We start from the raw sequence: 24,766 nt of genomic DNA on the forward strand, positions 1-24,766 counted from the left end.
TGGCGCTGTCGGGTCGGCCCGCTAGGGTCGGGTGGAACAGGGGGCGGAACGGGGAAGGGCGGGGCACGTGGAGTGTGTGCGGGTGGCCGGGGTGCCGGGTGGCGTGGTGCACGAGGGGAGCCGGGAGTTCCTGGTGCGGGAGGGGCTGCCGGCGGCCGGGGCGTTCCTGGACTTCCGGGTGCTCGGCGGCGGCTCGCTGAAGGCCTTCCCGACCGCCGGCGCGGAGCGGCTCTTCATCCTCGGGGAGACGGACTACTGCACCCCCTTCGCCCCCGTCGGCGACCTGGTGCTGCTGGACGGGACCACCGGCGAGGTGCTCCTCGGCAACGGCGGCCCCCGACGGGACCTGCTGGCCTCCGACCTGCCCGCACTGGCCGCGCTGGTACGGGAGGTGGAGGCCGTGGGCGAAGCGGCCCGGCGCCCGGAGGCGCTGGACGGACGGCGCGGGCCCGCGGTGGTGGCCGAGGTGACGGCCGGTGCCGAGCGGCGGATGCGGGAAATCGACCCCGGGCTGTTCGGGCGCGACGCCACGCCCGCGCACTGGAGTACGGCCCTGCTGGTCCGCGCACTGGGCTGGGGCGCGCTGCCCGGCGGCCCGGGCGGCCCCGCGTACCGGGTCGACACCGAACTGGTCGCCGAGCTCGCGGCGCTGACCGACGAGGACGGCGGGGCGGGCCGGGTGCACCGGTTCCGGCCGGAGTCGCTGCCCGCCGCGCTCACCCACGAGCCGACCCGCCGACTGCTGACCGAGGTCGGCCTGCCGCTCGGCGGCGCGATGTTCGGGGTGTGCGAGGAGCCGCTGGTCACCATGGCGGAGGCGTACCCCGAGTACTTCGACGGCGAGGAGGAACGCCCGTACCAGCGGGACTACCTCGCGCTCGGGGACTGGCCGTCCGACCTCACCATCGCCCTGGACGGCGCCACCGGGCGGCTGGAACTGCCCGACTGGTACGACGACGGGCAGCCCGAGGCCTACCTCAACCGCGACCTGACCGCCCTGCTCTACGCCCTGTGGACGTACGAGCGGCTGCGCGCCGAGTGGGAGCGCTGGGAGCACGGCCGGGAACGCGGCGGCGAGCACGGCCGCGAGCACGGTGGCGAGCACGGCCGGGGTCGGGACACCTGGGCGGTGTTCGACCCGCAGTCGCTGCTGAGCACCGTGGTGGACCGGCTGGTCGAGGGCGTCGACCCGGAGGCCTTCGCCTCGCCCGGGCGGTCCTGGCGGCTGCTCGCGGAGGACGGGCACCTGGGCGGGCTGCTCGGCTGAACGCCGGGGGGACGCTCCTCCCTCGGCCGGCGCCGCCGCGCCGGTACGCTGCCCCGGTGACGAACATCCGTACGGCGGCCGGGCGAAGACGGGTGGTGCTCCTCGGCATCGGCGCCGGCCTCTCCCTCACCTCGGCGGGCGCGCTGTACGCCCTGCTGTACGTGCGGTCGCTGGACTACGGGGAGCGCTGCGAGCGCGGCCTGGTATCGGGCGGCGGTCGGCTGCTGGAGACGGGCGCCTCCTGGCTCCCGCCGGACGCCTGGTGCCGGTTCGAGGACCGGAGCCTGTCCACCACGCCGTTCTGGGCGCTGCTGCTGTTCTACGCGTTGCTGACCGTGGTGGTCTGGTCGGTCATCGCGCTGGTGCACACCGTCCGTCCGCGTCCGGACCCGGGGCTGGACTGGCAGCCGAGGCACGGTACCGGGCCGGGCTGGTAGGCGCGCAGGCGGTTGTGCCGGTGGGGGCGGTGGGGGCCGCGCCGCTGAGGGCGGTGCTGGTGGCCGTGCTCACCGGTGCTGCGGGCGGTCGGCGGCGGGTGCGCAGCGGGGACAGGTAGACCGGCAGGAAGGCCGTCGCGAGGACGGCCCCGCCGAGCCAGAGCGTGGTGCGCAGGCCGAGGAGTTCGCCGAGCAGCCCGGAGAGCGCGGAGCCGATCGCGAGCGCGCCGAAGAGCAGGAAACGGAAAGTGGCGTTCATCCGGCCGAGCAGGTGGTCCGAGGTCATCCGCTGACGCAGGCTCACCCCGAGCACGTTGTCCATGCCGGTCTTGAGCGAGACCAGCAGCCAGCCCGCCCCGGCCAGGAACAGCCACGGCCCGCCGACGATCATCGGCACCAGCAGTCCGGCGGGCGCCAGGCACAGACCCGCCAGGGCGAGGGTGCGACCGTCACCGAACCGGGCCGAGACCGGGCGGGCGCAGCGCGAACCGAGCAGGATGCCGACCCCGCCGACCGCCCAGAACAGGCCCAACGCCCAGGCCGGGAGGTTCAGTTCACGGACGAACAGCACCGGGAGCAGGGTGTTGACCAGTTGCGAGCCGAGGTTGTTGAGGGAGGCGGTGGCGGCCAGGGCCCGCAGCTCCGGGTTGCCGAGGACGTGCCTCAGGCCCTCGGCGATCTGCGCGCCGAGGCCGGGGCCGGGGACGGGGACGGGGATGACGGGGCGGGTGGCGGTGTCGGGGTGGGCGGCCGTGGGGACGTCATCGGCGGGGATGTCGGCGGCGGGGACGTCATCGGCGGGGGTGCGGCGCAGCGCGGTGAGCCGCAGGGCGGAGCCGAGGTGGCTGAGCGCGGTCACCGCGATCGCCAGTGGCGCGGTGAGCAACTGGACCAGCATCCCGCCCGCACCGCGTCCGGCGACGTTGCCGACCGCCATCAGCCCGACCACGGCGGAGTTCGCGTCCACCAGATGCTCCCGGCCGACCAGCCCGGGTAGCACGCTCTGCGAGCCGACGTCGAAGAAGACCGTGGCACCGCCGGTGAGCAGCGCGACCGCGTACAGCTGCCCGAGGGTGAGCCCGCCGAGCCACCAGGCCAGCGGGACGGAGGCGTAGAGCGCGGCCTTCACCAGGTCGGCCACGATCAGGACGCGGCGGTGGTGCATCCGGTCGACCCAGGCGCCGGCGGGCAGCCCGATCAGCAGGAAGGCGAGGGTGCTCAGGGTGGCGAGCAGACCGGCCTGGCCGGGGCCCGCGCCGAGGGCCTCGACGGCGACCAGGGGGACGGCGACGTAGCCGACGTTGGTGCCGAGTTGGGTGAGAGCGGTGGCGGTGAAGAGGGTGCGGAAGTCGGGGATCCGCCAGAGGGAGTCGGGGCGCATGGTCCGTTCAGTCACGTGCGAGGTCCGGGAGGACGGGGGCGGGGGCGGAGGCCGGGGCGGGGGCGGGCTTCGGCCGGTGCTTCACGAGGAACACCCCGGCCAGGACGACGGCCATCCCGGCCACCGCCCGTGCGGTCAGCTGCTCACCGAGGAACAGGGCGCCGAGCGCGGTGGACACGACCGGCAGCAGGTAGCCGACGGTGGCGGCACCGGTCGGGCCCTCGGTGGCGATCAGGCGGTAGTTGAGGTGGAAGGTCAGCCCGGTGCAGGCGATGCCGAGGACGGTGACGGCGGCCAGGCCGAGCGGATCGGCGCCGGCGAGCGGGTTCAGCGGGCCGACCGTGGGCAGGGCGATCGCGCTCAGCCCGGCGGCGGCGGAGAGCTGGGCGGCGGAGAGGGCGAGCGGGGCGGTGTCCGTCCCGGCGAATGCCCGGGCCATGTAGGCGAAAGCGATGGCGTAACTCGCCGCCGCGCCGAGCAGGGTGAGCGCCCCGGGGATGCTGATGCCCCCGCCGGCGCCGCCGCCGATCCCGTCACCGATTCCGCCGCCGTCGCGCCACGGGGCGAGGATCAGCAGCACGCCGGCGAAGCCGAGCAGCAGACCGACCAGGCGCAGTGGGCCCCGGGCCCGCTCGGTCCCGAAGGCGAAGCCGATCAGCAGCGACCAGAGCGGGGTGGTCGCGTGCAGCACCCCGGCCAGGCCGGAGCCGACGCTGCGTTCGCCGTAGGCAGTCAGCAGGAACGGCAGGGCGTTGCAGAAGAACGCGGCCACGGCGAGCCGCCGCCAGAGCGCGCCGCCGCGTGGCAGACGTTGCCCGGCGGAGCGGGCGAGCAACAGCAGGACGGCGGCGCCGAGGGCGGCGCGCAGCACGGTGATCTGCACCGGGGTGAGCCCGTGCTGCAGCGCGATCCTGATCCAGAGGAAGCCTGAGCCCCAGAGCAGGGCGAGGACGGCCATCCGCAGCACGGTCCAGCTCCTTGTCGATGGTGGTGTCGGTCGGGTTTCGGGGTGCCCGATGACGGTCGCGCGCGGTGATCACTTAGCACAAGCGAAAAGTTCTGAACCACCTTTAAGCTGCGCTGCATGATTGCCTCACTCGACGTCCGCCGGATGCAGGTGCTGCGCGCCGTGGTCGACCACGGCTCGGTGAGCGCGGCCGCCGGCGCACTCGGCTACACCCCGTCCGCCGTCAGCCAGCAGGTGGCGACGCTGGAGCGGGAGACCGGGACGGCGCTGCTGGAACGGATCGGGCGCGGCGTGCGACCGACCGCCGCCGGACTGCTGCTCGCCGGGCACGCGGCAGCCATCGACCGGCAGGTCGCCGAGGCGGGCGCGGCACTGGCCGACCTGCGGGCCGGACGGACCGGCTGCCTGACCGTCCGGTACTTCACCACGGCCGGTTCCGCCCTGGTGGCACCCGCGTTGGCCGTCTTCCGCCGCGAGTACCCGGGCGTTCGGCTCGACCTGGGCCTGACCGACCCCGTCGACCCGCTCATCGAGGTGCGGGACGGCCGGGCCGACCTCGCGGTGGTGTTCCGGGCCGAGGACGCCCCGACCGGGCTGCGGTTGGTGCACTTGCAGGACGATCCGTACCGCGCCGTACTGCCCCGGGGCCACCGGCTGGCCGGGCGGCGCGTGCTGGACCTGTCCGAGCTGGCGGAGGAGCCCTGGGTCGGCGCCGAGCCGCCCGGCCCCTGTCGGAGCCTGGTGGAGGACGCCTGCGACGCGGCCGGATTCCGTCCGGCACTCGCGGTGGACGGCGCGGACTACGTCACCGCGCAGGGCTTCGTCGCGGCGGGGCTGGGAGTGTCGCTGCTTCCGGAACTGGGCCTGACGCAGCGCCACCCGGGCGTCACGGTCTGCCGGGTGCGCGGCCCGGAGCCGGTACGGACCCTGCACGCCGCCGTACGGGAGGGTGCCTGGGGGCAGCCGGTGCTCGGGGCGCTGGTGGCAGCACTCCGATCGGTGGCAGCTCCCGCGTCGGCGGTGCGGACGGTGTAGGTGGCGGGGGGGGTGGGTTGTCGGCGGAGTGGGCGACGGAGGCGGTGCGGGCGGTGATCGGGCGGCGGCGGTCGGACTTGAAGTTGCCGCAGCGGCAACTCCTACGGTCGTGACCGGGGCCGGAGGAACCGGCCCCGGTCCGAGCGGACGTGCACGGTGACGGAACGGGGCGACAGCCCCGCAGGAGAGGAGACGGCGATGGCCTGGCCGATCGCGGAAGTCGCCCGGATGTCGGGCGTGACGGCCCGCACCTTGCGGCACTACGCCGAGATCGGGCTGCTGCCCCCGGCCTGGATCGGCTCCAACGGCCACCGCTACTACGAGGAGCGGCAGTTGCTGAAGCTGCAGCAGATCCTCGTGCTGCGGGCACTGGGCGTGGGGCTGACCGAGATCTCCCGGATCGTCGGCGCCCAGGTCGACGAACTGGAGGCCCTGCGGGGCCACCACCGCCGACTGGTCGCCGAGCGCGACCGGCTCGACACCCTGGCCGCCACCGTCTCGCGCACGATCGCCGACCTGGAACGCTCCCGGAAGGACGGCACACCCATGACCAGCATCAACCGGCCCGAGAACCTGTTCGACGGCATCCAGCCCGCCGACATCGAGAGCAGCCTGCGGGACTTCCCCGAGCACATCGAGGCCACCCGGCTCGCGACCGCCGGGATGACCCCGGCGGAGATCGAAGCCGGCCAGCGCGAGCGGACCGCGCGGATGGTCCGCCTGGCGGAACTGATGGCCGCCGGCCACCCGGCCGAGGGCGAGCGCACGCAGCAGATGGTCGCTGAGGACTACCGAGTGCTCATCGGTCTGCGGACCGGTGTTCCGCTGGACGAGTACCTCGCCCTCGCCCGCTCGTGCACGGAGAACGAGCAGTGGAGCGCCGCGTACGAGGCCATCGCTCCCGGGCTGGCCGCCTACCAGCGCGCCGCCATGGAGGCGTACGCGGCGGCTCGGCTCTCCTGAGCCGAGGCACGGGGCTCGGACCGGCGGCCCGACCCCGCCCGGTGGGGCGGGGGCGGCTCGGCGGAGCCGCCCCCATCGGGCAGTCCGCACAGCAGTCCGCACGGCAGCCCCCGCCCCCCGGTGGCCGTCCCGGTCCGGGTCGGCCACCCCGCCGGAAGTCGCCCCGGGGACGCCCCGGCGTCACTCCGTCCGCAGGGCCGTGACCGTCCGGGTGCGGGCGGCCCAGGTCGCGGGCAGGAGGGCGCCGAGCAGGGCCAGCGCCACCCCGCCGCATATCAGCGGCCCCACCACCGACGGGGCGAACACCGTGAGGTCCGCGTCCGGCACCCCGATGCCGGCGGCGCGGGCCATCGCCGGCATCACCAGGTGGTGCACCCCGATCCCGATCGGGACCCCGATCAGCCCGGCCACCAGCCCGCTGCCGCAGACGGAGGTGAGCACCATGCCGACGGTCTGCCGGGGCGACATCCCGAGGGCCTTGAACACCCCCAGGTCGTGCACCCGTTCCCGGGTGTCCAGCAGCACGGTGTTGAGCACCCCGAGCCCCGCGACCACCGCGAGCAGCAGGGTGAGCGTGCCCGCCAGGGTGTTCATCGCCAGCACCACGATGTTGAGGCGGCCCTCACCGGGGTCGGCGCTCAGCCCCATCGGCTTCACCACTGCGTCCAGTCCGTCGGCGTAGGACGGCGCGTCGGTGCCCGAGGTGAGGTCGATGTGGAAGGAGACCGCTTCGGCGTGGATCGTGCCGCCGAGTGGCTCCAGCGAGGCGCGGTCCACGAACACCACGTCCTGGGTGGTCATGACCTCCCCGGTGATCTTCGCCGGGGTGGTGCGCCCGTGGTCGGTGAGGGTGACGGTGTCACCGACCTTCTTCTGGTTGGCCCGCAGGAAGGCGGCGCTGACCACCGTCTCGCCGGGGCCGTGGAACCAGTGGCCCGTGACCAATTGGAAGCCGCTCCAGGAGGCGTCGCCGGTGAAGGCGACCAGTTCGTAGCGATCGGTGGCCCCGGCCACTGTGGCCGCGGCGGGCACGGTGCTGTACCAGGCCCTGGTCCCGGGACGGGATTCGATCGCCTTCACCACGGCCGCCTCGTCCACGTGGTCGACCGGGGCGGAGCCGTCGACCGGGACCTGGACCAGGACCTTGCCCGCGCCGTCCGCCGCCAGGCCGTCCTGGATCGACCCCAGGGAGAGCGTCAGCCCGACGCAGAGGGTGACCCCGGCCGTGCCGAGCACCACCGCGGCGGCGGTGGTCGCCGAGCGGCCCGGCCGGTTCAGCGGGGACGCCAGCCCGAGGCTGAGCGCTCGCGGCACCGGAAGCCGGCCGATCAGGTCCTGCGCCGCGGACAAGAGGCCCGCCGGACCGGCCCGACCCGTCGTACCCCTGGCCGCCGCCCGCTTGGTGCCGGGCGCCGTCCGGCCGACCGCGAGCGCCTCGACCGTGCGCAGCCGTCCGGCCCTCAGCGCCGGCACCAGCGCGGTGCCGACCACTGCGGCCAGGGCCGCGCCCGCGACCACCACGTCCACCCAGACCGGGATGCCGAGCAGACCGCCGCGCAGGGCCTTGCGGGCCACTCCCAGCACCGGTACGGACAGCAGGTTTCCCCCGAGCACGCCGAGTGCGGTGCCGACCCCGGCGGGGATCAGCGCCTGGCCGACGTAGGCGCGCGCCACCTGGGCCGGGGTGAAGCCCAGGGCCTTGAGGATGCCGATCCGCCGGGTGGCGGCGCTCACGGCGCCGCTGACCACCACGCCGATGATCAGCACCGACATGGCCAGGCCGAGCACTCCGAAGGCCGTGACGAACGGGACGAAGGTCGACGCCGTCCGGTTGGCCTCCTCCCGGGCGGGCCGGTAGGTGGTCGCCTTGGTGAGCGCACCGCTCGGCACCGCGGCGGCGATCGCCGCGTGGTCGGCGTCCACCTCGGCGTCACTGCCCGCGTGGGCGAAGCGGTAGAGGTACTGGGCGGCGGGCGTCGTGCCGGGCGCCGTCAGCCCCGCCACCTGCTCGGGGGCGACCCAGCCGTCCGCGCTCCAGGAGACCGAGTCGGCCAGGCCGACGACCTTGAGCGTCGGGCGCCCGGGCAGGTCGGGGAACTGCGCGGTGTCGCCCACCGACAGCGGGGAGCGCCCGTTCAGGAACACCACCTCGCCGGGGCCCGCGATCCAGCGGCCCCTGGTGACCCGCAGGTCGTCCATCGGGCCGTCCTGGGCCCGGCCGACCAGCGTCATCGGCGGCAGCAGGCTGCCGGCCGGCGGGATCCTGCTGTCCTGGCCGGCCCGCGGCTGGAGGGTGACCGCCGGGTAGGGGCCGGCCGAGGCCGTCACCCCGGGCACGTACGCGGCCGCGGCGAGTTGGGCGGGGCTCGCCTTCGTCGGGTCGTACAGCACGTTGAGGTGGGCACCGTGCTGGTCGGCGAAGGCGCGCTCGTACGGGCCCTGGGCGGCGACCACCAGCCCGAGGGCGAGGATGCACGCCGTCACGGACATCATCGTGGTGAGCACCATGACCAGGGTCTGCACCCGCTTGCGGCCCACCCCCGCCCGGACCACCTTGCCCATCACACTCATGCGCCCACCCCGCTCCGGTCGCCGGGGAGCGACGCGGCGGCCGTGTCCCTGACCAGGCGGCCGTCGAGCAGCTCGATCGTCCGGTCGGCGCAGGCCTCGGCGAGCGCGGTGTCATGGGTGACCAGCAGGATCGTCTGGCCCTCGGCGTTGAGCCCGCGGAGCAGCTCGCGGACGTCGGCGGCGGAGGCGGTGTCCAGCGCCCCGGTCGGCTCGTCGGCCAGCAGCAGCGGCGGACGGTTCATCAGCGCCCGGGCCACCGCGACGCGCTGGCGCTCGCCGCCGGAGAGCCGGCCCGGGAAGGCCTTGGCGTGCCGGGCCACCCCGAGCCGCTCCAGCAGCTCCCCCGCCCGGGCCCGGGCCGCCTCCCGCCGCATCCCGGCGAGTTGGGCCGGGAGCAGCACGTTGTCCTCGACGTTCAGGTCGTCCAGCAGGTTGAAGAACTGGAACACCATGCCGATCCTGGTCCGCCGGTACTCGGCGAGCGCGGCCTCGCCGAGTTCGTGGACGGCCACGCCGTCCACCTCGACGCCGCCCTCGCTCGGACGGTCGAGGCCGGCGACCAGGTTCAGCAGGGTGGACTTGCCGCTGCCCGAGCGGCCGAGCACGGCCACCGCCTCGCCGGCCCGCACCTCGAGGTCGAGCCCGGCCAGGGCGGGACGGGCTGCGTCGGATCGCTCGTACGTCTTGCTGACGCCGCGGATCCTGATGATCGGCGCGTTCACGGGCCCTCCACGGTTCGGGGTCCGGCTCCGGGAGGCCCGGGACCGGCTGACGGAACATCACGCTACGAAGCCGCGACCGGGCCCGGACAGCCGTCTGGGCGGCCTCCTGGGGGTGTATCCAGATACACCCCGAACTGGGTGTTCAGGCCTAGAGCGCCGGACGATCACGCCGGGCAGACTGACTCCGCGGAAGATCGGGACGGACGCCCACCGAGGGCTCCGGAACACAGACTTCGGGCCCCGCGGGGCCCGGGACGGAAAGGGGGCCGACATGGGGGTGGGAGTGATCACCGGGGTGGCTCGACGGCTGGGCCGGGCCTGCGCGGACGGTGTGCGCGCCTGGTACGTGGCGACGATGGCCGTGACGGGGCTGATCTCGCTGCTGGCCGGGCCGATCGTGCTGGGTTCCGCGCTGTTCGGCCCGGACGAGTCCGGGCACTTCGGGCCGGGCGGGCCGCTGATCCTGACGGTGCCACTGGGGCCGGTCGCCCTCTGGGCGCTCTGCTGGGCCACCGGCGGCTCCGGCCGGGCGGTGGGGGCCGTGCTGTTCGCCCCGGGCGCGCTCGCGGTGACGGCGACCCACCTGTACGGCGGCGCCGCGCCCGGCGGCCGGTCCGTCTCGCTCTGGCTGGCACCGTCGCTGCTGGTGCTCGGGCTGTTCGGCGCGCGCTGGATCGCCACCGAGAGCCGACGCGTCGTCGAGCGGTGGAGCGGGCGGCCGGTCCCGGCGCCGTACCACCGCCCGGTCGGCGACGCCGGCGCCTGGCAACGGCTGCGGGCCGGCGGCTGGTTGGCCGACCCGGCGACCTGGCGGGACCTCGCCTGGACGCTCCTCACCGGATCCGCCGTACTGCTGACGGCCGCGGTCGTGGTGCTGACACCGCTCGCGATGGAGGTCTTCGGCCGGAACGGGCTGCTGTTCCCGCTGATGATCGTCTACGGCATGGGCCTCTGGGTGGCCCCGTTCGCCCTCCTGTGGGCCGCACCGCCCGTCCTGAGGGTGCACGAGAGGGCGGCCAGGTCCCTGCTCGGGCCCTCCCGGCAGACCGAACTCGCCCGCCAGGTCAGCCATCTGGCGCGCACCAGGGCGGACACCATCGACGCCGGGGCGGCCGAGCTGCGCCGGATCGAGCGGGACCTCCACGACGGGGCGCAGGCCCGGCTGGTGGCGCTGGGCATGCTGCTGACCGTCGCCGAGCAGGTGAAGCACGACCCGGACGCCCTCGGGCCGCTGCTCGCCGAGGCGCGGACGTCCTCGGTCAAGGCGCTCAGCGAGCTACGGGACTTGGTCCGGGGCATCCATCCCCCGGTCCTGGCCGACCGAGGCCTGGCCGACGCGGTGGAAGCCACCGCGCTGGACCTGCCCCTTCCGGTCACCTTCACCGGCGGGCTGCCCGGCCGGGCGCCGGCCCCGGTGGAGTCGGCCGCCTACTTCGCAGTGAGCGAACTGCTGGCCAACGCGGTGAAACACGCCGGGGCCTCGCACTTGTGGATCGAGATAGGGCACAGTGACGGGCTGCTGCGGATATCGGTCACCGACGACGGGCGCGGAGGCGCGGACCCGTCCCAGGGCACCGGCCTCAGTGGAACCGAACGCCGACTGGCCGCCTTCGACGGGGTACTCGCGATCAGCAGTCCGTCCGGCGGACCGACCATCGTGAACCTGGAGATCCCGTGCGCGTTGTCATCGCCGAAGACCTCTTCCTCCTCCGGGACGGGCTGACCCGGTTGCTGGAGGCCAACGGCATGAAGGTCACCGCTGCGGTCGAGAACGGCGAGCAGCTGCTCGCCGCGATCGCCGCCGACCGGCCCGACATCGCCGTGGTCGACGTGCGGCTGCCGCCGAGCTTCACGGACGAAGGGCTGCGCGCGGCACTCGCGGCCCGGCAGGCCCACCCGGGACTCCCCGTACTGGTGCTCTCACAGTTCGTGGAGCAGCTCTACGCCCGTGAGCTGCTGGCCGGCAGCTCCGGCGGGATCGGCTACCTGCTCAAGGACCGCGTGCTGGACGGTGCCCAGTTCCTCGACGCCGTCCGCCGGGTCTCCCAGGGCGGTACGGCCATGGACCCGGAGGTGATCACCCGACTGCTCACCCACAACTCCTCGGCCGGCCCGGTCTCCACCCTCTCCCCGCGCGAGCGGCAGGTGCTGGCGCTGATGGCCGAGGGCCGCTCCAACGCGGCGATCGCCCAGCAGCTGGTGATCACCGAGCGGGCGGTCGCCAAGCACACCGCGTCGATCTTCGTCCGTCTCGACCTCCAGCCCTCCGACGACGACAACCGCCGGGTCCTGGCCGTCCTGGCCTACCTCAACAACTCCTGAGGGCCTCGACGGCCCCGGAAGGAGACGGCCCCGGAAGGACTGGAGCACGAGGGAGGAGGCAAGGACGAGAGGCAGCGGGACGAAGCAGACAGGAAGGGAAGCAGCTGTGGTTGATTGAGCACGGACAAGTGAGGGGTGCCCCTCCGCGCCAGGGGGCTCGCCCTCCACCGAACGGGTCATCTACCCTGGTGAGGTGCTCATCCTTGTTCGCCGCCGCCACGTGGACCTGCTCCGCGTGACGACCATGTCCTGTCGACGCTCCGGCTGAACCTCGCGCCACCCACCCTCACGGCAGCCCCGACGCGGCCGCCACCACCTCCCGGCTACCCGGAGCACCCGCCGCACCAGGCGCGGCTCCGGCCTTCCCTGGTCGACCACCGGGACCAGCCGGGACGAGACCAGCGGATGTCACACATGACGCAGCAGTACACGCCCATATCCGGTACCGGCTCCACCCCGGAGGCGCACCCCGAGGCCCTCCCGGTGATCGACCTCTCGCTCGCCGACGGCAGCCCCGAGGACCGCCGCCGCCTGCACGACGAGCTCCGCGCCGCCGCCACCGGCGTCGGCTTCTTCCAGCTCGTCGGCCACGGCATCACCCCGGAGGAGACGGCCGCGCTCACCGGAGCCATGCGCGCCTTCTTCGCCCTCCCCGAGGCCGACCGGCTCTCCGTGAGCAACCTCAACTCCCCCCACTACCGCGGCTACACCCGCACCGGCGACGAGCGCACCGGCGGCAGCCAGGACTGGCGCGACCAGCTGGACATCGGCGCCGAGCTGCCCCCGCACACCCCCGGAAGCGGCGAGCCCCCGTACTGGTGGCTGGAGGGCCCCAACCAGTGGCCGGCCGCGCTGCCTGAGCTGCGCACCGCCGCGCTCGGCTGGATCGACCACCTCGGCGCGGTCGCCCGCCGCCTGCTGCACGAGCTCCTCGCCTCGATCGGCGCCCGCCCCGACTTCTACGACGACGCCTTCGCGGGCCACCCCCACCTGCGGCTCAAACTGGTCCGCTACCCGGGCACCGCACCGGACGGCGCCGGCCAAGGCGTCGGCGCCCACAAGGACTACGGGTTCATCACCCTGCTCCTGCAGGACACCGTCGGCGGCCTCCAGGTGGAGCGCCCGGACGGCACCTTCCTGAACGTCCCGCCGCTCGACGGCGCCTTCGTGGTCAACCTCGGCGAGCTGCTGGAGGTGGCCACCGACGGCTACCTCAAGGCGACCAGCCACCGCGTGGTCAGCCCGGCCGGAGCCCGCGAGCGCTACTCCGTCCCGTTCTTCTACAACCCCCGCCTCGACGCCCACGTCGAGCCGCTCGACTTCCCCCTCGCCCACCACGCCCCCGGCGCCACCGAGGACCCGGCCAACCCCCTCTTCGCCGACTTCGGCTTCAACGAGTGGAAGGGCTACACCCGGGCCCACCCCGAGGTCACCCGCCGCCACCACGCCGCCCTCGCCTGACCCGCCACCTGCGAGGGACCCACCGCCTGCGAGGACCCACCGCCCGCGCGGGACCCACAGGCGACCCGAAACCGGCGCCCGCCCCGACACCGGGGCCGGCGCCGGTTCGCCGTCTCCGGGCCGCGACTCCCGGACCGCCGCTCCCGGACGGCCGTCCCCGTTTCGCTGTCCCCGGGCCGCCCACCCCGTCCGATGGACCTGATCGCACCGCACTGTCACACTGCAGCTGTCACAGCAGGAGTGTGCCAGCGCGGGAGGCAGCAGATGGGGGAGCACGGCGCCGGGGTGGGCGAGGTGCGGCTGACGGTGGACGAGTTGGCGGCGCGGGCCGGGGTGACGGTGCGGACGGTGCGGTTCTACGGGACGAAGGGGCTGCTCCCGCCGCCGGAACTGGGCCCGCGGCGGGTGGGGCTGTACGGGGCCGCGCACCTGGACCGGCTGGGGCTGATCGAGGAGTTGCAGCGGCAGGGGCTGACCCTGGCCGCGATCGAGCGCTACCTGGCCCGGCTGCCGGAGGACAGCACCCCGCTGGGCCTGGCCATCCACCGGGCGCTGGTGGCGTCCTGGACGCCGGAGACCGCCGAGGAGGTGGGCCGCGCCCAGTTGGAGCGGCGGGCCGGTCGGGGGTTGTCGGAGGAGCAGGTGGAACGCCTGGTCGCGATGGGGGCGCTGGAGCGCACCGCCGACCCGGAGGTGTTCCGGACGGATCCGGGCCTGCTGCCGCTGGGCGTGCGGATCCTGGACGTGCCGATCCCGCTGGAGACGCTGCTGGCCGCCCGGGCGGTGGTGGTGGAGCACAGCCGGGCGACCGCGCGGGAGTTGCAGCGGTTGTTCCGGGAGACGGTCTGGAAGCCGTACCGGGAGAGCGAGCCGGATCCGGCGGAGCTGGCCCGGATGAAGGAGCTGACCGACCACATCCAGCCGATGGTGGCGCAGGCGCTGGTCACCGCGTTCCAACGCTTCCTGCGCGAGGAGTTGGGCGACGAGCTGGGCGAGGAGCCGATCGAGAGGTCGGGCGAGAGGTCGGGCGAGGAGTCGGGCGGGGAAACCGGCAACTAGCAGGAGCCGGGTGGGGCCGCGCCCTCGCGCGCACGCCCCCACCCGGCCCGCCCGCCCTGTCCCGGGCAGTCGGTGACGAACAGTCAGTGACGATCAGTCGGTGACGATCAGTCGGTGAAGGTCCGCCCCTCCGCCGCGATCCGCTCCAGCAGGGCCGGCGGCGCGAACCGCTCGCCGTAGGCGGCGGCGAGCTCGCGGGCGCGGGCCGCGAAGCCGGCCGGGCCGCCCGGGTAGCCGTTGATGTACTGGAAGACGCCGCCCGTCCAGGCCGGGAAGCCGATGCCCAGGATGGAGCCCACGTTGGCGTCGGCGACCGAGGTGAGCACGCCCTCCTCCAGGCAGCGCACCGAGTCGATCGCCTCGCTGAACAGCATCCGCTCCTTGAGGTCCTCGAACGGGACCTCAGCGGGGTCGACCGGTCCGGTGCCACCGGCGAAGTGCTCCAGCAGCCCCGGCCAGAGCCGGCCGCGCTTGCCGTCCGCGCCGTACTCGTAGAAGCCCGCGCCGCCGCTGCGCCCGGGGCGGCCGAACTCGTCGACCATCCGGTCCACCACCGCGTCCGCCGGGTGCGGGGTCCAGGTGCCGCCGGCGGCCTCGACCGCGCGCCGGTACTCGTCGCGGATCTTGCGCGGCAGGGTGAGGGTGAGCTCGTCCATCAGGGAGAGCACCTTGGCGGGATAGCCGGCCTGGGCGGCGGCCTGCTCGACGGAGGCCGGGTGGATGCCCTCGCCGACCATGGCGACGCCCTCGTTGAGGAACTGGCCGATCACCCGCGAGGTGAAGAAGCCCCGGGAGTCGTTGACCACGATCGGGGTCCTGTCGATCTGCCGGACCAGGTCGAAGGCGCGGGCGAGCGCCTCGTCACCGGTCTGCGGGCCCCGGATGATCTCGACCAGGCGCATCTTGTCGACCGGCGAGAAGAAGTGCAGGCCGATGAAGTCGCCGGTGCGCCGGACGCCTTCGGCGAGCACGCCGATCGGCAGGGTGGAGGTGTTGGAGCAGAGCAGCGCGTCCGGGGCGACCACGCCCTCGATCTCCTGGAACACCTTGTGCTTGAGCTCGGTGTTCTCGAAGACGGCCTCGATCACCGCGTCGCAGCCGGCCAGGTCGGCGGCGTCGCCGGTGGGGGTGATCCGGGCCAGCAGCTCGTCGCGCTGCGCCTCGGTGGAGCGGCCGCGGGCGATCGCCTTGTTCAGCAGGCCCTCGGAGTAGGCCTTTCCGCGCTCGGCGGCCTCGGTGCTGACGTCCTTGAGCACGACCTCGATGCCGGCCTTGGCGCAGGCGTAGGCGATGCCGGCGCCCATCATCCCGGCGCCGAGCACCGCGACCTTGCGGACCAGCTGCTTCTCGACGTCCTTGGGCCGCCCAGCGCCGGAGTTGACCGCCTGCATGTCGAAGAACAGTGCCTGGATCATGTTCTTGCTGGTCTGCCCGCAGGCCAGCTCGGTGAAGTAGCGGGCCTCGATCACCATCGCGGTGTCGACGTCGACCTGGCTGCTCTCCACCGCGGTGGCCAGCACGTTGCGCGGGGCCGGGTAGGGCGCGCCGTTGAGCTGCTTGCGCAGGTTGGCCGGGAAGGCGGGCAGGTTGGCGGCGAAGGCGGGGGTGGCGGGGGTGCCGCCGGGAATCTTGTAGCCCTTGACGTCCCAGGGCTGGACGGCGGTCGGGTTGGCCTCGATCCACGCCTTCGCCCGGGCCGTCAACTCCTCCGGGGTGTCGACCAGTTCGTGCACCAGTCCGTGCTCCAACGCCTGCGCCGGGCGGTACTGGCGGCCCTGCAGCAGGAACTTCAGCAGGGCGTCGGTGATGCCGAACAGCCGCACCGTGCGGACCACGCCGCCGCCGCCCGGGAGCAGGCCGAGGGTGACCTCGGGCAGGCCGATCCGGCTGGCGGGGGTGTCCAGCGCGATCCGGTGGTGGCAGGCGAGGGCGATCTCCAGACCGCCGCCGAGGGCGCTGCCGTTGACGGCGGCGACGACCGGCTTGCCGAGGGTCTCCAGCTTGCGCAGCGAGCGCTTGATCCGCATGGACTTCTCGAAGACGGCCTCGGCGTCCTCGGGGCGGGCGGCGGACAGCATCCGCAGGTCTCCCCCGGCGAAGAAGGTCTTCTTGCCGGAGGTGACCACCACGCCGCGCAACGCGTCGCCGAGGCCGGCCAGCCGTTCGACGGTGGCCTCGAAGTCGGCCGTGAAGGCCTCGTTCATGGTGTTGACGGACTGGGTGGGGTCGTCGAGGACGAGGGTGACCACGCCGTCCCGGTCCTGCTCCCAGCGGATGGTGGTGGTGTCACTCATGGGTTCAAGGTCTCCAGGTCTACCGGGGGGAGAGGGGGATCAGACGCGCTCGACGATGGTGGCGACGCCCATGCCGCCGCCCACGCACAGGGTGATCAGGCCGTAGCGCAGGTCGCGCCGCTCCAGCTCGTCGACGACGGTGCCGAGCAGCATCGCGCCGGTCGCGCCGAGCGGGTGGCCGAGCGCGATCGCGCCGCCGTTGACGTTCACCTGGTCCGGCCGGAAGCCGAGTTCGCCGATGAAGCGCAGGGCGACCGCCGCGAAGGCCTCGTTGATCTCGACCAGGTCGATGTCGGCGGCGGTGAGCCCGGCCTTGGCGAGGGCCTTGCGGGTGGCCGGGGCGGGGCCGGTCAGCATGATGGTCGGCTCGGAGCCGGACACGGCCGCGGAGACGATCCGGGCGCGCGGGCGCAGCCCGTACCGCTCGCCGACCTCGCGGTTGCCGATCGCGACGAGGGCGGCGCCGTCCACGATGCCGGAGGAGTTGCCCGCGTGGTGGACGTGGTCGATGGCCTCCACCCAGTGGTACTTCTGCAGGGCGACGGCGTCGAAGCCGCCGGCCTCGCCGATCGCGGCGAAGGAGGGCTTGAGGCCGGCCAGGGTCTCGACGGTGGTGCCGGGGCGGATGAACTCGTCGCGCTCCAGCACGACCAGGCCGTTGCGGTCGCGCACCGGGACCACCGAGCGGTCGAACAGGCCGTCCGCCTGCGCCTTGGCGGCGCGCGCCTGGGACTCGGCGGCGAAGGCGTCCACGTCGGTGCGGGAGAAGCCCCCGATGGTGGCGATGAGGTCGGCGCCGATGCCCTGCGGGGCGAAGTTGGTCTCGTACGAGGTCATCGGGTCGGCGAACCAGGCGCCGCCGTCCGAGGCCATCTTGACCCGGGACATCGACTCCACGCCGCCGGCCAGGATCAGGTCCTCCCAGCCCGAACGGACCTTGGCGGCGGCCAGGTTGACGGCTTCCAGGCCCGAGGCGCAGAAGCGGTTCTCCTGGACGCCGGCCACCGTGTCGGGCAGGCCGGCCGCGATGGCGGCGATCCGGGCGATGTCGGAGCCCTGGTCGCCGATCGGGCTGACCACGCCCAGCACGATGTCGTCGATCGCCGCCGGGTCCAGCTCGGGGTAGCGGCGGCGGATCTCGTGGATCAGGCCGACGACCAGGTCGATCGGCTTGGTGCCGTGCAGCGAGCCGGTGGCCTTGCCGCGGCCGCGCGGGGTGCGGATCGCGTCGTAGACGTACGCTTCGGTGGTCACGATGGGGATGCCTTTCGGGGCGGGGCCGGGCGGAGCGGAGCGGGGTTGGCTGAACGGGGCGGGGCGAGACGGGGCGGAGCGGGGTCGGCGGAGGGATCAGCCGAGGATGGAGCGGCCGACGATCTCCTTCATGATCTCGGTGGTGCCGCCGTAGATCGTCTGGATGCGGCCGTCGGTGAACGCCCGGGCGACCGGGAACTCGCTCATGTACCCGTAGCCGCCGTGGAGTTGGAGGCAGCGGTCGGCCGTGCGCTTCTGCAGTTCGGTGGCCCACCACTTGGCCATCGAGGCGTCCGCCGGGGTGAGCGCGTAGCGGTTGTGCTCGGTGATGCAGCGGTCGACGAAGGTCCGGGTGATCGCGCACTCGGTGACCAGTTCGGCGATCTCGAAGCGCACGTGCTGGAGCTTGGCCAGCGGCCGTCCGAAGGCCTCGCGCTGCTTGACGTAGTCGGTGGTGATCTCGACCAGGTACTCGGCACCGGCGATCGCCGCGGCGGCGATGGTGAGCCGCTCCTGGGCGAGGTTCTGCATCAGGTGGACGAAGCCGCCGTTGAGCTCGCCGAGCAGGTTCTCCTTCGGCACCCGGACGTCCTCGAAGAACAACTCGGCGGTGTCCTGGGCCTTCTGGCCGATCTTGTCGAGGTTGCGGCCGCGCTCGAACCCGGGCGTCCCGCGCTCGACCACCAGCAGGCTCAGCCCGTGCGCACCGCCCTCCGGCGTGGTCCGGGCGACCACGACGACCAGGTCGGCCAGGATGCCGTTGGAGATGAAGGTCTTGGCGCCGTTCAGCACGAAGTGGTCGCCCCGGTCCACCGCCTGGGTGCGGATGCCCTGGAGGTCGGAACCGGTGCCGGGCTCGGTCATCGCGATCGCGGTGATCAGCTCACCGCTGCAGAAGCCGGGCAGCCAGCGCCGCTTCTGCTCCTCGGTGGCGAGCGAGGTGAGGTACGGGCCGATGATGTCGTTGTGCAACCCGATCGCCAGCCCCGACGCACCGGCCCGGGCGAACTCCTCGGCCACCACGGCGGCGTAGCGGAAGTCGGGCGAACCGCCGCCACCGAAATCCTCGGGCACCGCGATGCCCAGCAGGCCCTGCCGGCCCGCCGCCAGCCAGACCGAGCGGTCGACGATGCCCGCCTTCTCCCAGCGGTCGTAGTGCGGCAGCACCTCCTTGGCGAGGAAGGCCTTCACGGTGGCCCGGAAGTCCTCGTGCTGCTCGGTGAAGATCTCGCGCTGCAACGCTACTCCCCTTGTTCGGTCGCGGAGTTGAGAGGTTCGGTGGTGGCGGCCGGCGGGTGGAGCGCCGGCAGGCCCCAGTCCCGGGCCACCTCCGCGGTGTCCGCGCCCGGGCGGGTCGGCGGGCGGCGCAGCGCCCCGGGGGTGGCGGAGAACCGCGGGGCGGGGGCGGGCTGGGTGACGCCGTCCGCCTCGACGTACGTACCGCGCGCCAACAGGTGTTCCTCGGCAGCGGCCTGACGCATCGTCAGCACCGGTTCCACGCAGGCGTCGGAGCCCGCGAAGACGGCCTCCCACTCGGCCCTGGTCCGGATGGCGAAGCGGGCGGCGATCAGGGCCCGCAGTTCGGGCCAGCGGGCGAGGTCGTACTGGCCGGGCGCGTCCGGGCCCAGCTCCAGCAGGCGGGCGAACTCCGCGTAGAACCGGGGCTCCAGGGCGCCCACCGCGAGGTGCCCGCCGTCGGCGGCCCGGTAGAGCGCGTAGAACGGGGCGCCGCCGTCCAGCAGGTTGACGCCCCGGCGGTCCTGCCAGTGACCGGCCGCGAGCAGGCCCCAGAGCATGCTGCCCAGGTGCGCCGCGCCGTCCACGATCGCGGCGTCCACCACCTGCCCGGCACCGGTGACTCGGGCGTGGTGCAGCCCGGCGAGCAGGCCGACCACCAGGTAGAGCGAGCCGCCCGCGTAGTCGCCGAGCAGGTTCGCCGGGATCCCGGGCGGCGCCTCGGCCCCGCCCTCCGCAGCGACCAGCCCGAGCACCCCGGCCACCGCCGCGTACCCGAGGTCGTGCCCGGCGGTGGCGGCCCGCGGACCGTGCTGGCCCCACCCGGTCATCCGCCCGTACACCAGGGCCGGATTGCGCGCCAGGCACACCTCGGGGCCCACCCCGAGCCGCTCCGCCACCCCCGGCCGGTAGCCCTCGATCAGCAGGTCGGCCCGCTCGACCAGGCCCAGCACCAGGCCGGGCCCCTCCGGCGACTTGAGGTCCACCAGCACCGACCGCTTGTTCCGGTTGGTCAGGTCGTACGCCGGGTCCGTCCCGAGCGGCGAGGGCTCCGGGCGGTCCACCCGCACCACGTCCGCCCCGAGGTCACCCAGCAGCATGGCCGCGAACGGCCCCGGCCCGATCCCGGCGAGTTCGACCACCCGCACCCCTGCCAACGGGCCGGAGCCGGCGGCCGTACTGGTTGTGTCACGCACTGGCTGCAGACCCTCCGGGGTTTGACAGTAAAGCTGTAACACTCGCGATGATAGGGAAGCGACCGGCCGGTAACAAGCCCTCGGCCCCGCGGCCGCGTCGCCGGACACCCGCCAACTCCCCCCTGACGAAACCTTGATGGAGCCGATCACAGCCAGTGCAACCGGCGGCACGGAGGGTGCGTCGGTGTACTGACGGAGCCGACCTGTACGGTCGTCATGCCGAAGGGGGTGTGCGAACCCCCGCCGACCAGGGGAGGAACACACAGACATGGGCAGCCCGTACTTCACCACCGGGCCGGTCGCCCCGGCCACGGACCCGATGCCGAGCACGACGGCCAAGAAGTCGCCGTACGCGAACCCGGCGGCCCCGGGCGACGGCGGCAACACCGTGCCCCCTTTCCCGCTGATCCCCCCGGGCAAGCCGACCACCCAACTGGACACCCCGTACGAGCTCACCGCCTCGGCCGGACTGGCCCGCCAGATCGCCACCGACCTCGACGGCGCCAACAGCAAGGCCGGGCCCGGCGCGCACAGCCTCACCGAGTACGCGAGCACCGCCTCGACCAAGATCCGCGGCTTCTCCTTCGGCGGCGCCCTCACCGGCAGCACCGAACGGTGGCTGCAGCAGTGCAAGACCTTGCACGACAAGGTCACCGGTGCCGCCAACAGCCTCGACCGGACCCGCGAGTACTACCACGGCAACGAGATCACCACCGTCGCCGACCTCCGCGCGGCCCGCTAGAAAGACAGGGGGAACAGAGAGATGGTGTCCTTCAAGGAACTTCACGAGGCCGAGTTCTCCGCGGTCTCCGACGCCGCCGAGGCGTGGGCCGGGGTCGCCAAGGCCCTCACCGCCTTGGACGGCCGGGTCACCAAGGACCTCACCAGCACCCCGCAGCGGGCCGGCTGGAAGGGCGCGGCCGCCGACGAGGCGACCAAGGTGATGCAGGGCATCGACGGCGACTTCAAACAGGCCTCGGCCGTCGCCACCGCCCTCGCCGCGATCATGAAGACCGCTGCCGAGGACTTCGCCGCCGCCCGCCGCGACCTCGACACGGCACTCCACGACGCCCAGGCACAGGACCTGACGGTCTCGGCGGACGGCACGGTCAGTTGGACGCTGCCGAAGGAGGCGAGGAACGATCCGGACAGTGAGGTTCTCGCACGGGACATGGCCGCCAAGTCCAAGGCCATCTCGGAGCGCCTGGCCAAGGCCGTCGAGAAGGCCACCGCCGCCGACCAGCGGGCTACGCTCCACCTCCAGAGCGACATCGGCACCAGCAACACCGCCTTCAACCCCACCCCCGGCGGCACCGGCCCGATCGCCGACGCCAAACGCGCCACCGACCTGATGTCGAAGGCCGGCAGCCTGACCGGCGACCAGCTCAAGGAACTGCAGACCCTGCTGGCCGCCAACGCGGAGAACAAGGACTTCGCCACGACGCTGCTCAGCGGGCTCAACTACGGCGGCAAGAAGGGCCCGGGCGCCTTCCTGGAGTACACCAAGATCTACGGCGACTTCGCCCACGGCAAGCACAACGCCCAGGGCTACCAGGACGTATACGGCAACCTGTCGATGCTGCTCGCCACCGCGACCCGCGACGGCGGCATGGGCAAGGACTGGGAGGCCGACCTCTTCGCAGCCGCCCGCCGCCCCAGCGCCGGGGCCGTCGGGATGAACGACAACTACCCGGCGCTCACCGCCCTCATGGCAGCGAAGGGGACGTTCGACAAGGGCTTCGTCCGCAGGGTCGGCACCGATCTGCTCGACTACGAGGCCTCTACCAAGCTCAAGGGCGACGACCTCTGGGGTCCGCAGTTCTCCTACGACCCCCGCAACGCCGACCCGCTGGCCCCGCTGCTGAGGATGATGAAGGGCGACCGGGAGACCGTCCAGGCGTTCCTCGACCCCAGCGAGAACAAGAACCTCGTCCACCTGCTCAAGGACCGTGACTGGCTCGACCAGGACCAGGAACGCAAGCTCCCCGCAGACGTCCTGGGCGACACCGCCCACAAGCTGTTCGCCGACATGCTGGAAGACTCTGCCACCAGCCACGGCCCCGACCGGAACCAGCACCCGGCCCCGCACGACCCGGTCAGCCAGCGGATCATGGACGAGACGGTCAAGACCCTCGGCGGCACCACCCCCGACGACCGGACGTCGGTGGCGGCGATCCTCCGCAAGCCGGTGGCCAGGATGCTCGCCGACTACGCCCCGGACATGTACCAGATCCTCGGCAACAGCCTGCAGACCCCGTCCGAGCCGAACGGGCTGACGGCAAAGCCGGAGCAGCTCCTGCGCATGGTCCGCGGCACCCTGGAGGACCCGGACACGTTCCAGATCATGCACAAGGCGCAGACCGAGGAGATCGCCCGCCGCCTCGACGCATTCCGGCCGGAGGACTTCAAGCCCGATGCCACGGGACGTCCGGACCACGTCCTGTCCGCCTTCTCGGAGCAGTCCGCCAAGGTTCTCGGCGGGCTCGACGCGGCGTTCGTCAACGCGGCCACCGATCACGGTGACGCTGAGAAGGCCAGCATCGACTGGCAGCAGCGGATGCTCTACCACGCGATCGGAACACCCGTGAACCTGGCGCCGGACTTCCTGATGCCGGGGGTCTCGAAGGTGATCCCGCTGGGAGACGCGGCGCAGCGCCTCGTCGACGTCGGGACCGCCGCGTGGGCCGAGCAGGCCAAGGCCCCGATCGACAGCGCCACCTCTGCGAGCGTGAGCGACCGTTACTCGGCGGGGCGCTCCGAGCTGGACGCGATGCTCGTGGGCAAGGCGAGCCAGTACGGCATAGACCCCAAGGATGCGGCCCGGGCCGGCACGGTGACGAACCATCTGCTGCTCGACGCGGGACCCTTCTACGACAACGGGATCAACACCGCATACCACGCGGCGTTCGGCAAGGGGTGACCGTGGCGATCAACGACGACCGGAAGGCCGACGCCCCCGGCGAGCCCCGCCCCCGACGACTGCGGGCCGCCGTCATCGCGACGGTCGCCCTGGCGGCTTTGACCGGCGGGGCCGCGTTCCTGGCGGACAACCTGACCAATGCCTTCGGGCCGGACAGCCTGTGCGGTGGTGCGGTGAGCGCGGACGCGGTGAACGACGCCCTCGGATGGGGCAAGGTCAGCGACACCATGTACGGCGACGGAAAGACCTTGAAGGCCGACGGCTCGTCCTGCGTGGCGAAAGTGAGCAGAGGGGTCTTCGGAGACGACCGGTTCGTCGCCGTCGACCTCCGCAGGAGCGGGAACCTCACCCCGTTCGCGGTCGACGCGGGGTCGCGGTTGTTCGCCGCTTCGGCGAACGGCGGCTCGGCCGGCGCCGTGCGCGATTCGTCCTTCGCCTTCGCGCTGTTCCCGGCGGACTGCAAGAGCGGGCAACAGGCGACGGCCAAGTCCGTTTCATCCGACGCCCAGGGGCTCGCCAGGCTCGCCGTCTCGGTGGCCAACCATGCTGCGGAACAACAGGGTTGTGGCAAGGCGCCGCTCCCCGCCCCGCACGAGCTGACCCCGGCGGGCACGGACCGCGCGCTCGACCGCAACGCCGCCTGCGGCCTGCCAGGACTGACCATGCCCGACACGCCCGGCGGCCCCGCCTACCGGGCGACCGTGACGTCCGCGACCGACCCGCTGTGGACCTGCCTCATCCATTCGGACAGGGACCCCAGGTCCTCGATCACCTTCACGATCGGCACCGATCCCAGACTCGTGGCGGCACCGACCGGCGACCCCGGGCCCACACTTGGCCGAGCTCAGGAAGTGGGAACGTTCGAGGCGGTGACAACCTGCCAGGGACGCCCCACCCGCTTCCGGTTCAAACCGGATGGTCTCTGGGATCTCGTCCCCAACGGCGACGAGACCTGGAAGCAGTTCCTCGTCGCCGGGGGCAAGGCGATCGGGTGTGAGCCGATCCTGTAGGAAATGGACGGGCGGGTGTCGGCGTAATGGCCTATCGTGCCATAGGACCATTACGCACCGCAGGGGGAGCCTCCATGACCACCACTGATCTGCCCACCGATGCCCGCACGGTCGTCGCCGTGTCCGAGCGGCTGGTGTTGAGCCGGCCGCAGGAGGGGGACGCGGAGGCGATGTTCGCGATCCACGGGGATCCGGAGACCAACCGGTACAACCCGGACGGGCCGCAGCGGGATCTCGGGGCGGCGCGGGAGCAGTTGGCCGGGTTCATCGCGGACTGGCCGCGGGACGGGGTGGGGTACTGCATGGTGGCGACCCGGGAGGAGCCGGGGGTGGTGATCGGGGTCGCCGGGCTGTTCCTGCACTCGCTGGACGGGGAGCCGGTGTTCAACCTGTACTACCGGTTCCGGCCGTCGGCGTGGGGCAAGGGGTACGCGGCGGAGGCGTGCCGGGCGGCGATGGCGGAGGCGCTGCCGCGGTTCCCCGGGATTCCGGTGACGGCGCTGATCAGGGCGGACAATCTGCCGTCGCGCCGGCTGGCCGAGCGGCTCGGGCTGGTGCCGGACCCGGACGGGCGGGTCGACCAGGAGGACCGGCTGATCCACCGGATGGCGTAGGGAGGGGCCGGAGATCCCCCGCCGGGGGGAGGGGGATCGCACCCCGGGCCGAGGCCG

The 24,766-nt window shown here is 73.3% G+C and carries 20 protein-coding genes; 12 read left to right on the forward strand and 8 right to left on the reverse strand.

Annotated features, from left to right (window positions below; all coding sequences use genetic code 11):
- Nucleotides 1-67: 67 nt before the first annotated feature.
- Nucleotides 68-1,267, forward strand: coding sequence for an SUKH-4 family immunity protein (locus ACFXOZ_RS08615; protein WP_380588617.1), 1,200 nt, complete (start codon nt 68-70; stop codon nt 1,265-1,267).
- 56 nt (nt 1,268-1,323) lie between these two features.
- Nucleotides 1,324-1,704 carry a hypothetical protein gene (locus ACFXOZ_RS08620; protein WP_375891194.1) on the forward strand — a complete coding sequence of 127 codons (381 nt, stop codon included), beginning with the start codon at nt 1,324-1,326 and terminating at the stop codon, nt 1,702-1,704.
- Here the strand turns inward: ACFXOZ_RS08620 and ACFXOZ_RS08625 are convergent.
- Nucleotides 1,619-3,085, reverse strand: a complete 1,467-nt coding sequence (locus tag ACFXOZ_RS08625) for an MFS transporter (protein WP_380588689.1) — start codon at nt 3,083-3,085, stop codon at nt 1,619-1,621. The two genes, ACFXOZ_RS08620 and ACFXOZ_RS08625, sit on opposite strands and share 86 nt — an antisense overlap.
- 7 nt (nt 3,086-3,092) lie before the next feature.
- Nucleotides 3,093-4,043, reverse strand: coding sequence for a DMT family transporter (locus ACFXOZ_RS08630; RefSeq protein WP_380588691.1), 951 nt, complete (start codon nt 4,041-4,043; stop codon nt 3,093-3,095).
- Between the two features lie 153 nt (nt 4,044-4,196).
- Here ACFXOZ_RS08630 and ACFXOZ_RS08635 point away from each other — a divergent pair, with 153 nt between their 5' ends.
- Together ACFXOZ_RS08635 and ACFXOZ_RS08640 are read left to right on the forward strand one after the other, a co-directional pair.
- Entirely contained in the window at nt 4,197-5,087 is an 891-nt protein-coding gene (locus ACFXOZ_RS08635) for a LysR family transcriptional regulator (protein ID WP_380523598.1), read from the forward strand.
- Between the two features lie 198 nt (nt 5,088-5,285).
- Nucleotides 5,286-6,050 (forward strand): MerR family transcriptional regulator, encoded by a 765-nt coding sequence (locus ACFXOZ_RS08640; protein WP_380523543.1) that lies wholly within the window; start codon nt 5,286-5,288, stop codon nt 6,048-6,050.
- A gap of 180 nt (nt 6,051-6,230) precedes the next feature.
- On the opposite strand, the gene ACFXOZ_RS08645 is transcribed toward ACFXOZ_RS08640, so the two are convergent.
- On the reverse strand, nt 6,231-8,621 hold the full coding sequence (locus ACFXOZ_RS08645) for an FtsX-like permease family protein (RefSeq protein ID WP_380588620.1): 2,391 nt from the start codon (nt 8,619-8,621) through the stop codon (nt 6,231-6,233).
- Nucleotides 8,618-9,343: an ABC transporter ATP-binding protein gene (locus ACFXOZ_RS08650; protein ID WP_380403129.1), complete on the reverse strand. Its 726-nt coding sequence runs from the start codon at nt 9,341-9,343 to the stop codon at nt 8,618-8,620. Before ACFXOZ_RS08650 ends, ACFXOZ_RS08645 begins: the two co-directional genes overlap by 4 nt.
- 271 nt (nt 9,344-9,614) lie before the next feature.
- Between ACFXOZ_RS08650 and ACFXOZ_RS08655 the strand changes: the two genes are divergently transcribed.
- The 4 genes from ACFXOZ_RS08655 to ACFXOZ_RS08670 all read left to right on the forward strand — a co-directional run bounded on the left by ACFXOZ_RS08655 (nt 9,615) and on the right by ACFXOZ_RS08670 (nt 14,185).
- Nucleotides 9,615-11,066: a histidine kinase gene (locus tag ACFXOZ_RS08655; protein ID WP_380523549.1), complete on the forward strand. Its 1,452-nt coding sequence runs from the start codon at nt 9,615-9,617 to the stop codon at nt 11,064-11,066.
- Nucleotides 11,018-11,665 (forward strand): response regulator, encoded by a 648-nt coding sequence (locus tag ACFXOZ_RS08660; RefSeq protein WP_375891184.1) that lies wholly within the window; start codon nt 11,018-11,020, stop codon nt 11,663-11,665. The genes ACFXOZ_RS08655 and ACFXOZ_RS08660 overlap by 49 nt, the downstream gene beginning before the upstream one ends.
- 414 nt (nt 11,666-12,079) lie before the next feature.
- The gene (locus ACFXOZ_RS08665) at nt 12,080-13,126 is read left to right on the forward strand and encodes an isopenicillin N synthase family dioxygenase (protein WP_380523551.1); all 1,047 of its coding nucleotides are present in this window, start codon (nt 12,080-12,082) and stop codon (nt 13,124-13,126) included.
- A 264-nt stretch (nt 13,127-13,390) separates the two neighbouring features.
- A complete protein-coding gene (locus ACFXOZ_RS08670) occupies nt 13,391-14,185 on the forward strand; it encodes a MerR family transcriptional regulator (RefSeq protein WP_380588622.1) in 795 nt (264 codons plus the stop codon).
- A 107-nt stretch (nt 14,186-14,292) separates the two neighbouring features.
- Here ACFXOZ_RS08670 and ACFXOZ_RS08675 read toward each other — a convergent pair whose 3' ends face one another.
- From ACFXOZ_RS08675 to ACFXOZ_RS08690, 4 genes are all read right to left on the reverse strand, one after another.
- Nucleotides 14,293-16,479: a 3-hydroxyacyl-CoA dehydrogenase NAD-binding domain-containing protein gene (locus ACFXOZ_RS08675; RefSeq protein ID WP_380588625.1), complete on the reverse strand. Its 2,187-nt coding sequence runs from the start codon at nt 16,477-16,479 to the stop codon at nt 14,293-14,295.
- A gap of 39 nt (nt 16,480-16,518) precedes the next feature.
- Nucleotides 16,519-17,733: an acetyl-CoA C-acetyltransferase gene (locus ACFXOZ_RS08680; RefSeq protein ID WP_375891177.1), complete on the reverse strand. Its 1,215-nt coding sequence runs from the start codon at nt 17,731-17,733 to the stop codon at nt 16,519-16,521.
- A gap of 96 nt (nt 17,734-17,829) precedes the next feature.
- Entirely contained in the window at nt 17,830-18,972 is a 1,143-nt protein-coding gene (locus ACFXOZ_RS08685; protein ID WP_380588628.1) for an acyl-CoA dehydrogenase family protein, read from the reverse strand.
- A gap of 2 nt (nt 18,973-18,974) precedes the next feature.
- Nucleotides 18,975-20,117: a CaiB/BaiF CoA transferase family protein gene (locus ACFXOZ_RS08690; protein WP_380588694.1), complete on the reverse strand. Its 1,143-nt coding sequence runs from the start codon at nt 20,115-20,117 to the stop codon at nt 18,975-18,977.
- Between the two features lie 316 nt (nt 20,118-20,433).
- On the opposite strand from ACFXOZ_RS08690, the gene ACFXOZ_RS08695 reads away from it, so the two are divergent.
- The 4 genes from ACFXOZ_RS08695 to ACFXOZ_RS08710 all read left to right on the forward strand — a co-directional run bounded on the left by ACFXOZ_RS08695 (nt 20,434) and on the right by ACFXOZ_RS08710 (nt 24,709).
- Nucleotides 20,434-20,907 carry a hypothetical protein gene (locus tag ACFXOZ_RS08695; RefSeq protein ID WP_375891174.1) on the forward strand — a complete coding sequence of 158 codons (474 nt, stop codon included), beginning with the start codon at nt 20,434-20,436 and terminating at the stop codon, nt 20,905-20,907.
- A 21-nt stretch (nt 20,908-20,928) separates the two neighbouring features.
- Nucleotides 20,929-23,085, forward strand: a complete 2,157-nt coding sequence (locus ACFXOZ_RS08700; RefSeq protein ID WP_380588631.1) for a hypothetical protein — start codon at nt 20,929-20,931, stop codon at nt 23,083-23,085.
- A 2-nt stretch (nt 23,086-23,087) separates the two neighbouring features.
- Nucleotides 23,088-24,095 (forward strand): hypothetical protein, encoded by a 1,008-nt coding sequence (locus tag ACFXOZ_RS08705; RefSeq protein ID WP_380588634.1) that lies wholly within the window; start codon nt 23,088-23,090, stop codon nt 24,093-24,095.
- A 74-nt stretch (nt 24,096-24,169) separates the two neighbouring features.
- Nucleotides 24,170-24,709, forward strand: a complete 540-nt coding sequence (locus tag ACFXOZ_RS08710) for a GNAT family N-acetyltransferase (RefSeq protein WP_380523565.1) — start codon at nt 24,170-24,172, stop codon at nt 24,707-24,709.
- The last annotated feature ends 57 nt before the right edge of the window (nt 24,710-24,766 follow it).

Source organism: Kitasatospora sp. NPDC059160 (assembly GCF_042755465.1).
GTDB lineage: Bacteria > Actinomycetota > Actinomycetes > Streptomycetales > Streptomycetaceae > Kitasatospora.

Bases quoted from the DNA above. Each gene is read 5' to 3' on its own strand.
- ACFXOZ_RS08695 (WP_375891174.1), top strand. From the start codon at position 20,434: ATGGGCAGCCCGTACTTCACCACCGGGCCGGTCGCCCCGGCCACGGAC.
- ACFXOZ_RS08670 (WP_380588622.1), top strand. From the start codon at position 13,391: ATGGGGGAGCACGGCGCCGGGGTGGGCGAGGTGCGGCTGACGGTGGAC.
- ACFXOZ_RS08625 (WP_380588689.1), bottom strand. From the start codon at position 3,085: ATGCGCCCCGACTCCCTCTGGCGGATCCCCGACTTCCGCACCCTCTTC.
- ACFXOZ_RS08710 (WP_380523565.1), top strand. From the start codon at position 24,170: ATGACCACCACTGATCTGCCCACCGATGCCCGCACGGTCGTCGCCGTG.
- ACFXOZ_RS08630 (WP_380588691.1), bottom strand. From the start codon at position 4,043: ATGGCCGTCCTCGCCCTGCTCTGGGGCTCAGGCTTCCTCTGGATCAGG.
- ACFXOZ_RS08655 (WP_380523549.1), top strand. From the start codon at position 9,615: ATGGGGGTGGGAGTGATCACCGGGGTGGCTCGACGGCTGGGCCGGGCC.
- ACFXOZ_RS08675 (WP_380588625.1), bottom strand. From the start codon at position 16,479: ATGAGTGACACCACCACCATCCGCTGGGAGCAGGACCGGGACGGCGTG.
- ACFXOZ_RS08665 (WP_380523551.1), top strand. From the start codon at position 12,080: ATGACGCAGCAGTACACGCCCATATCCGGTACCGGCTCCACCCCGGAG.
- ACFXOZ_RS08700 (WP_380588631.1), top strand. From the start codon at position 20,929: ATGGTGTCCTTCAAGGAACTTCACGAGGCCGAGTTCTCCGCGGTCTCC.
- ACFXOZ_RS08640 (WP_380523543.1), top strand. From the start codon at position 5,286: ATGGCCTGGCCGATCGCGGAAGTCGCCCGGATGTCGGGCGTGACGGCC.
- ACFXOZ_RS08635 (WP_380523598.1), top strand. From the start codon at position 4,197: ATGCAGGTGCTGCGCGCCGTGGTCGACCACGGCTCGGTGAGCGCGGCC.
- ACFXOZ_RS08645 (WP_380588620.1), bottom strand. From the start codon at position 8,621: ATGAGTGTGATGGGCAAGGTGGTCCGGGCGGGGGTGGGCCGCAAGCGG.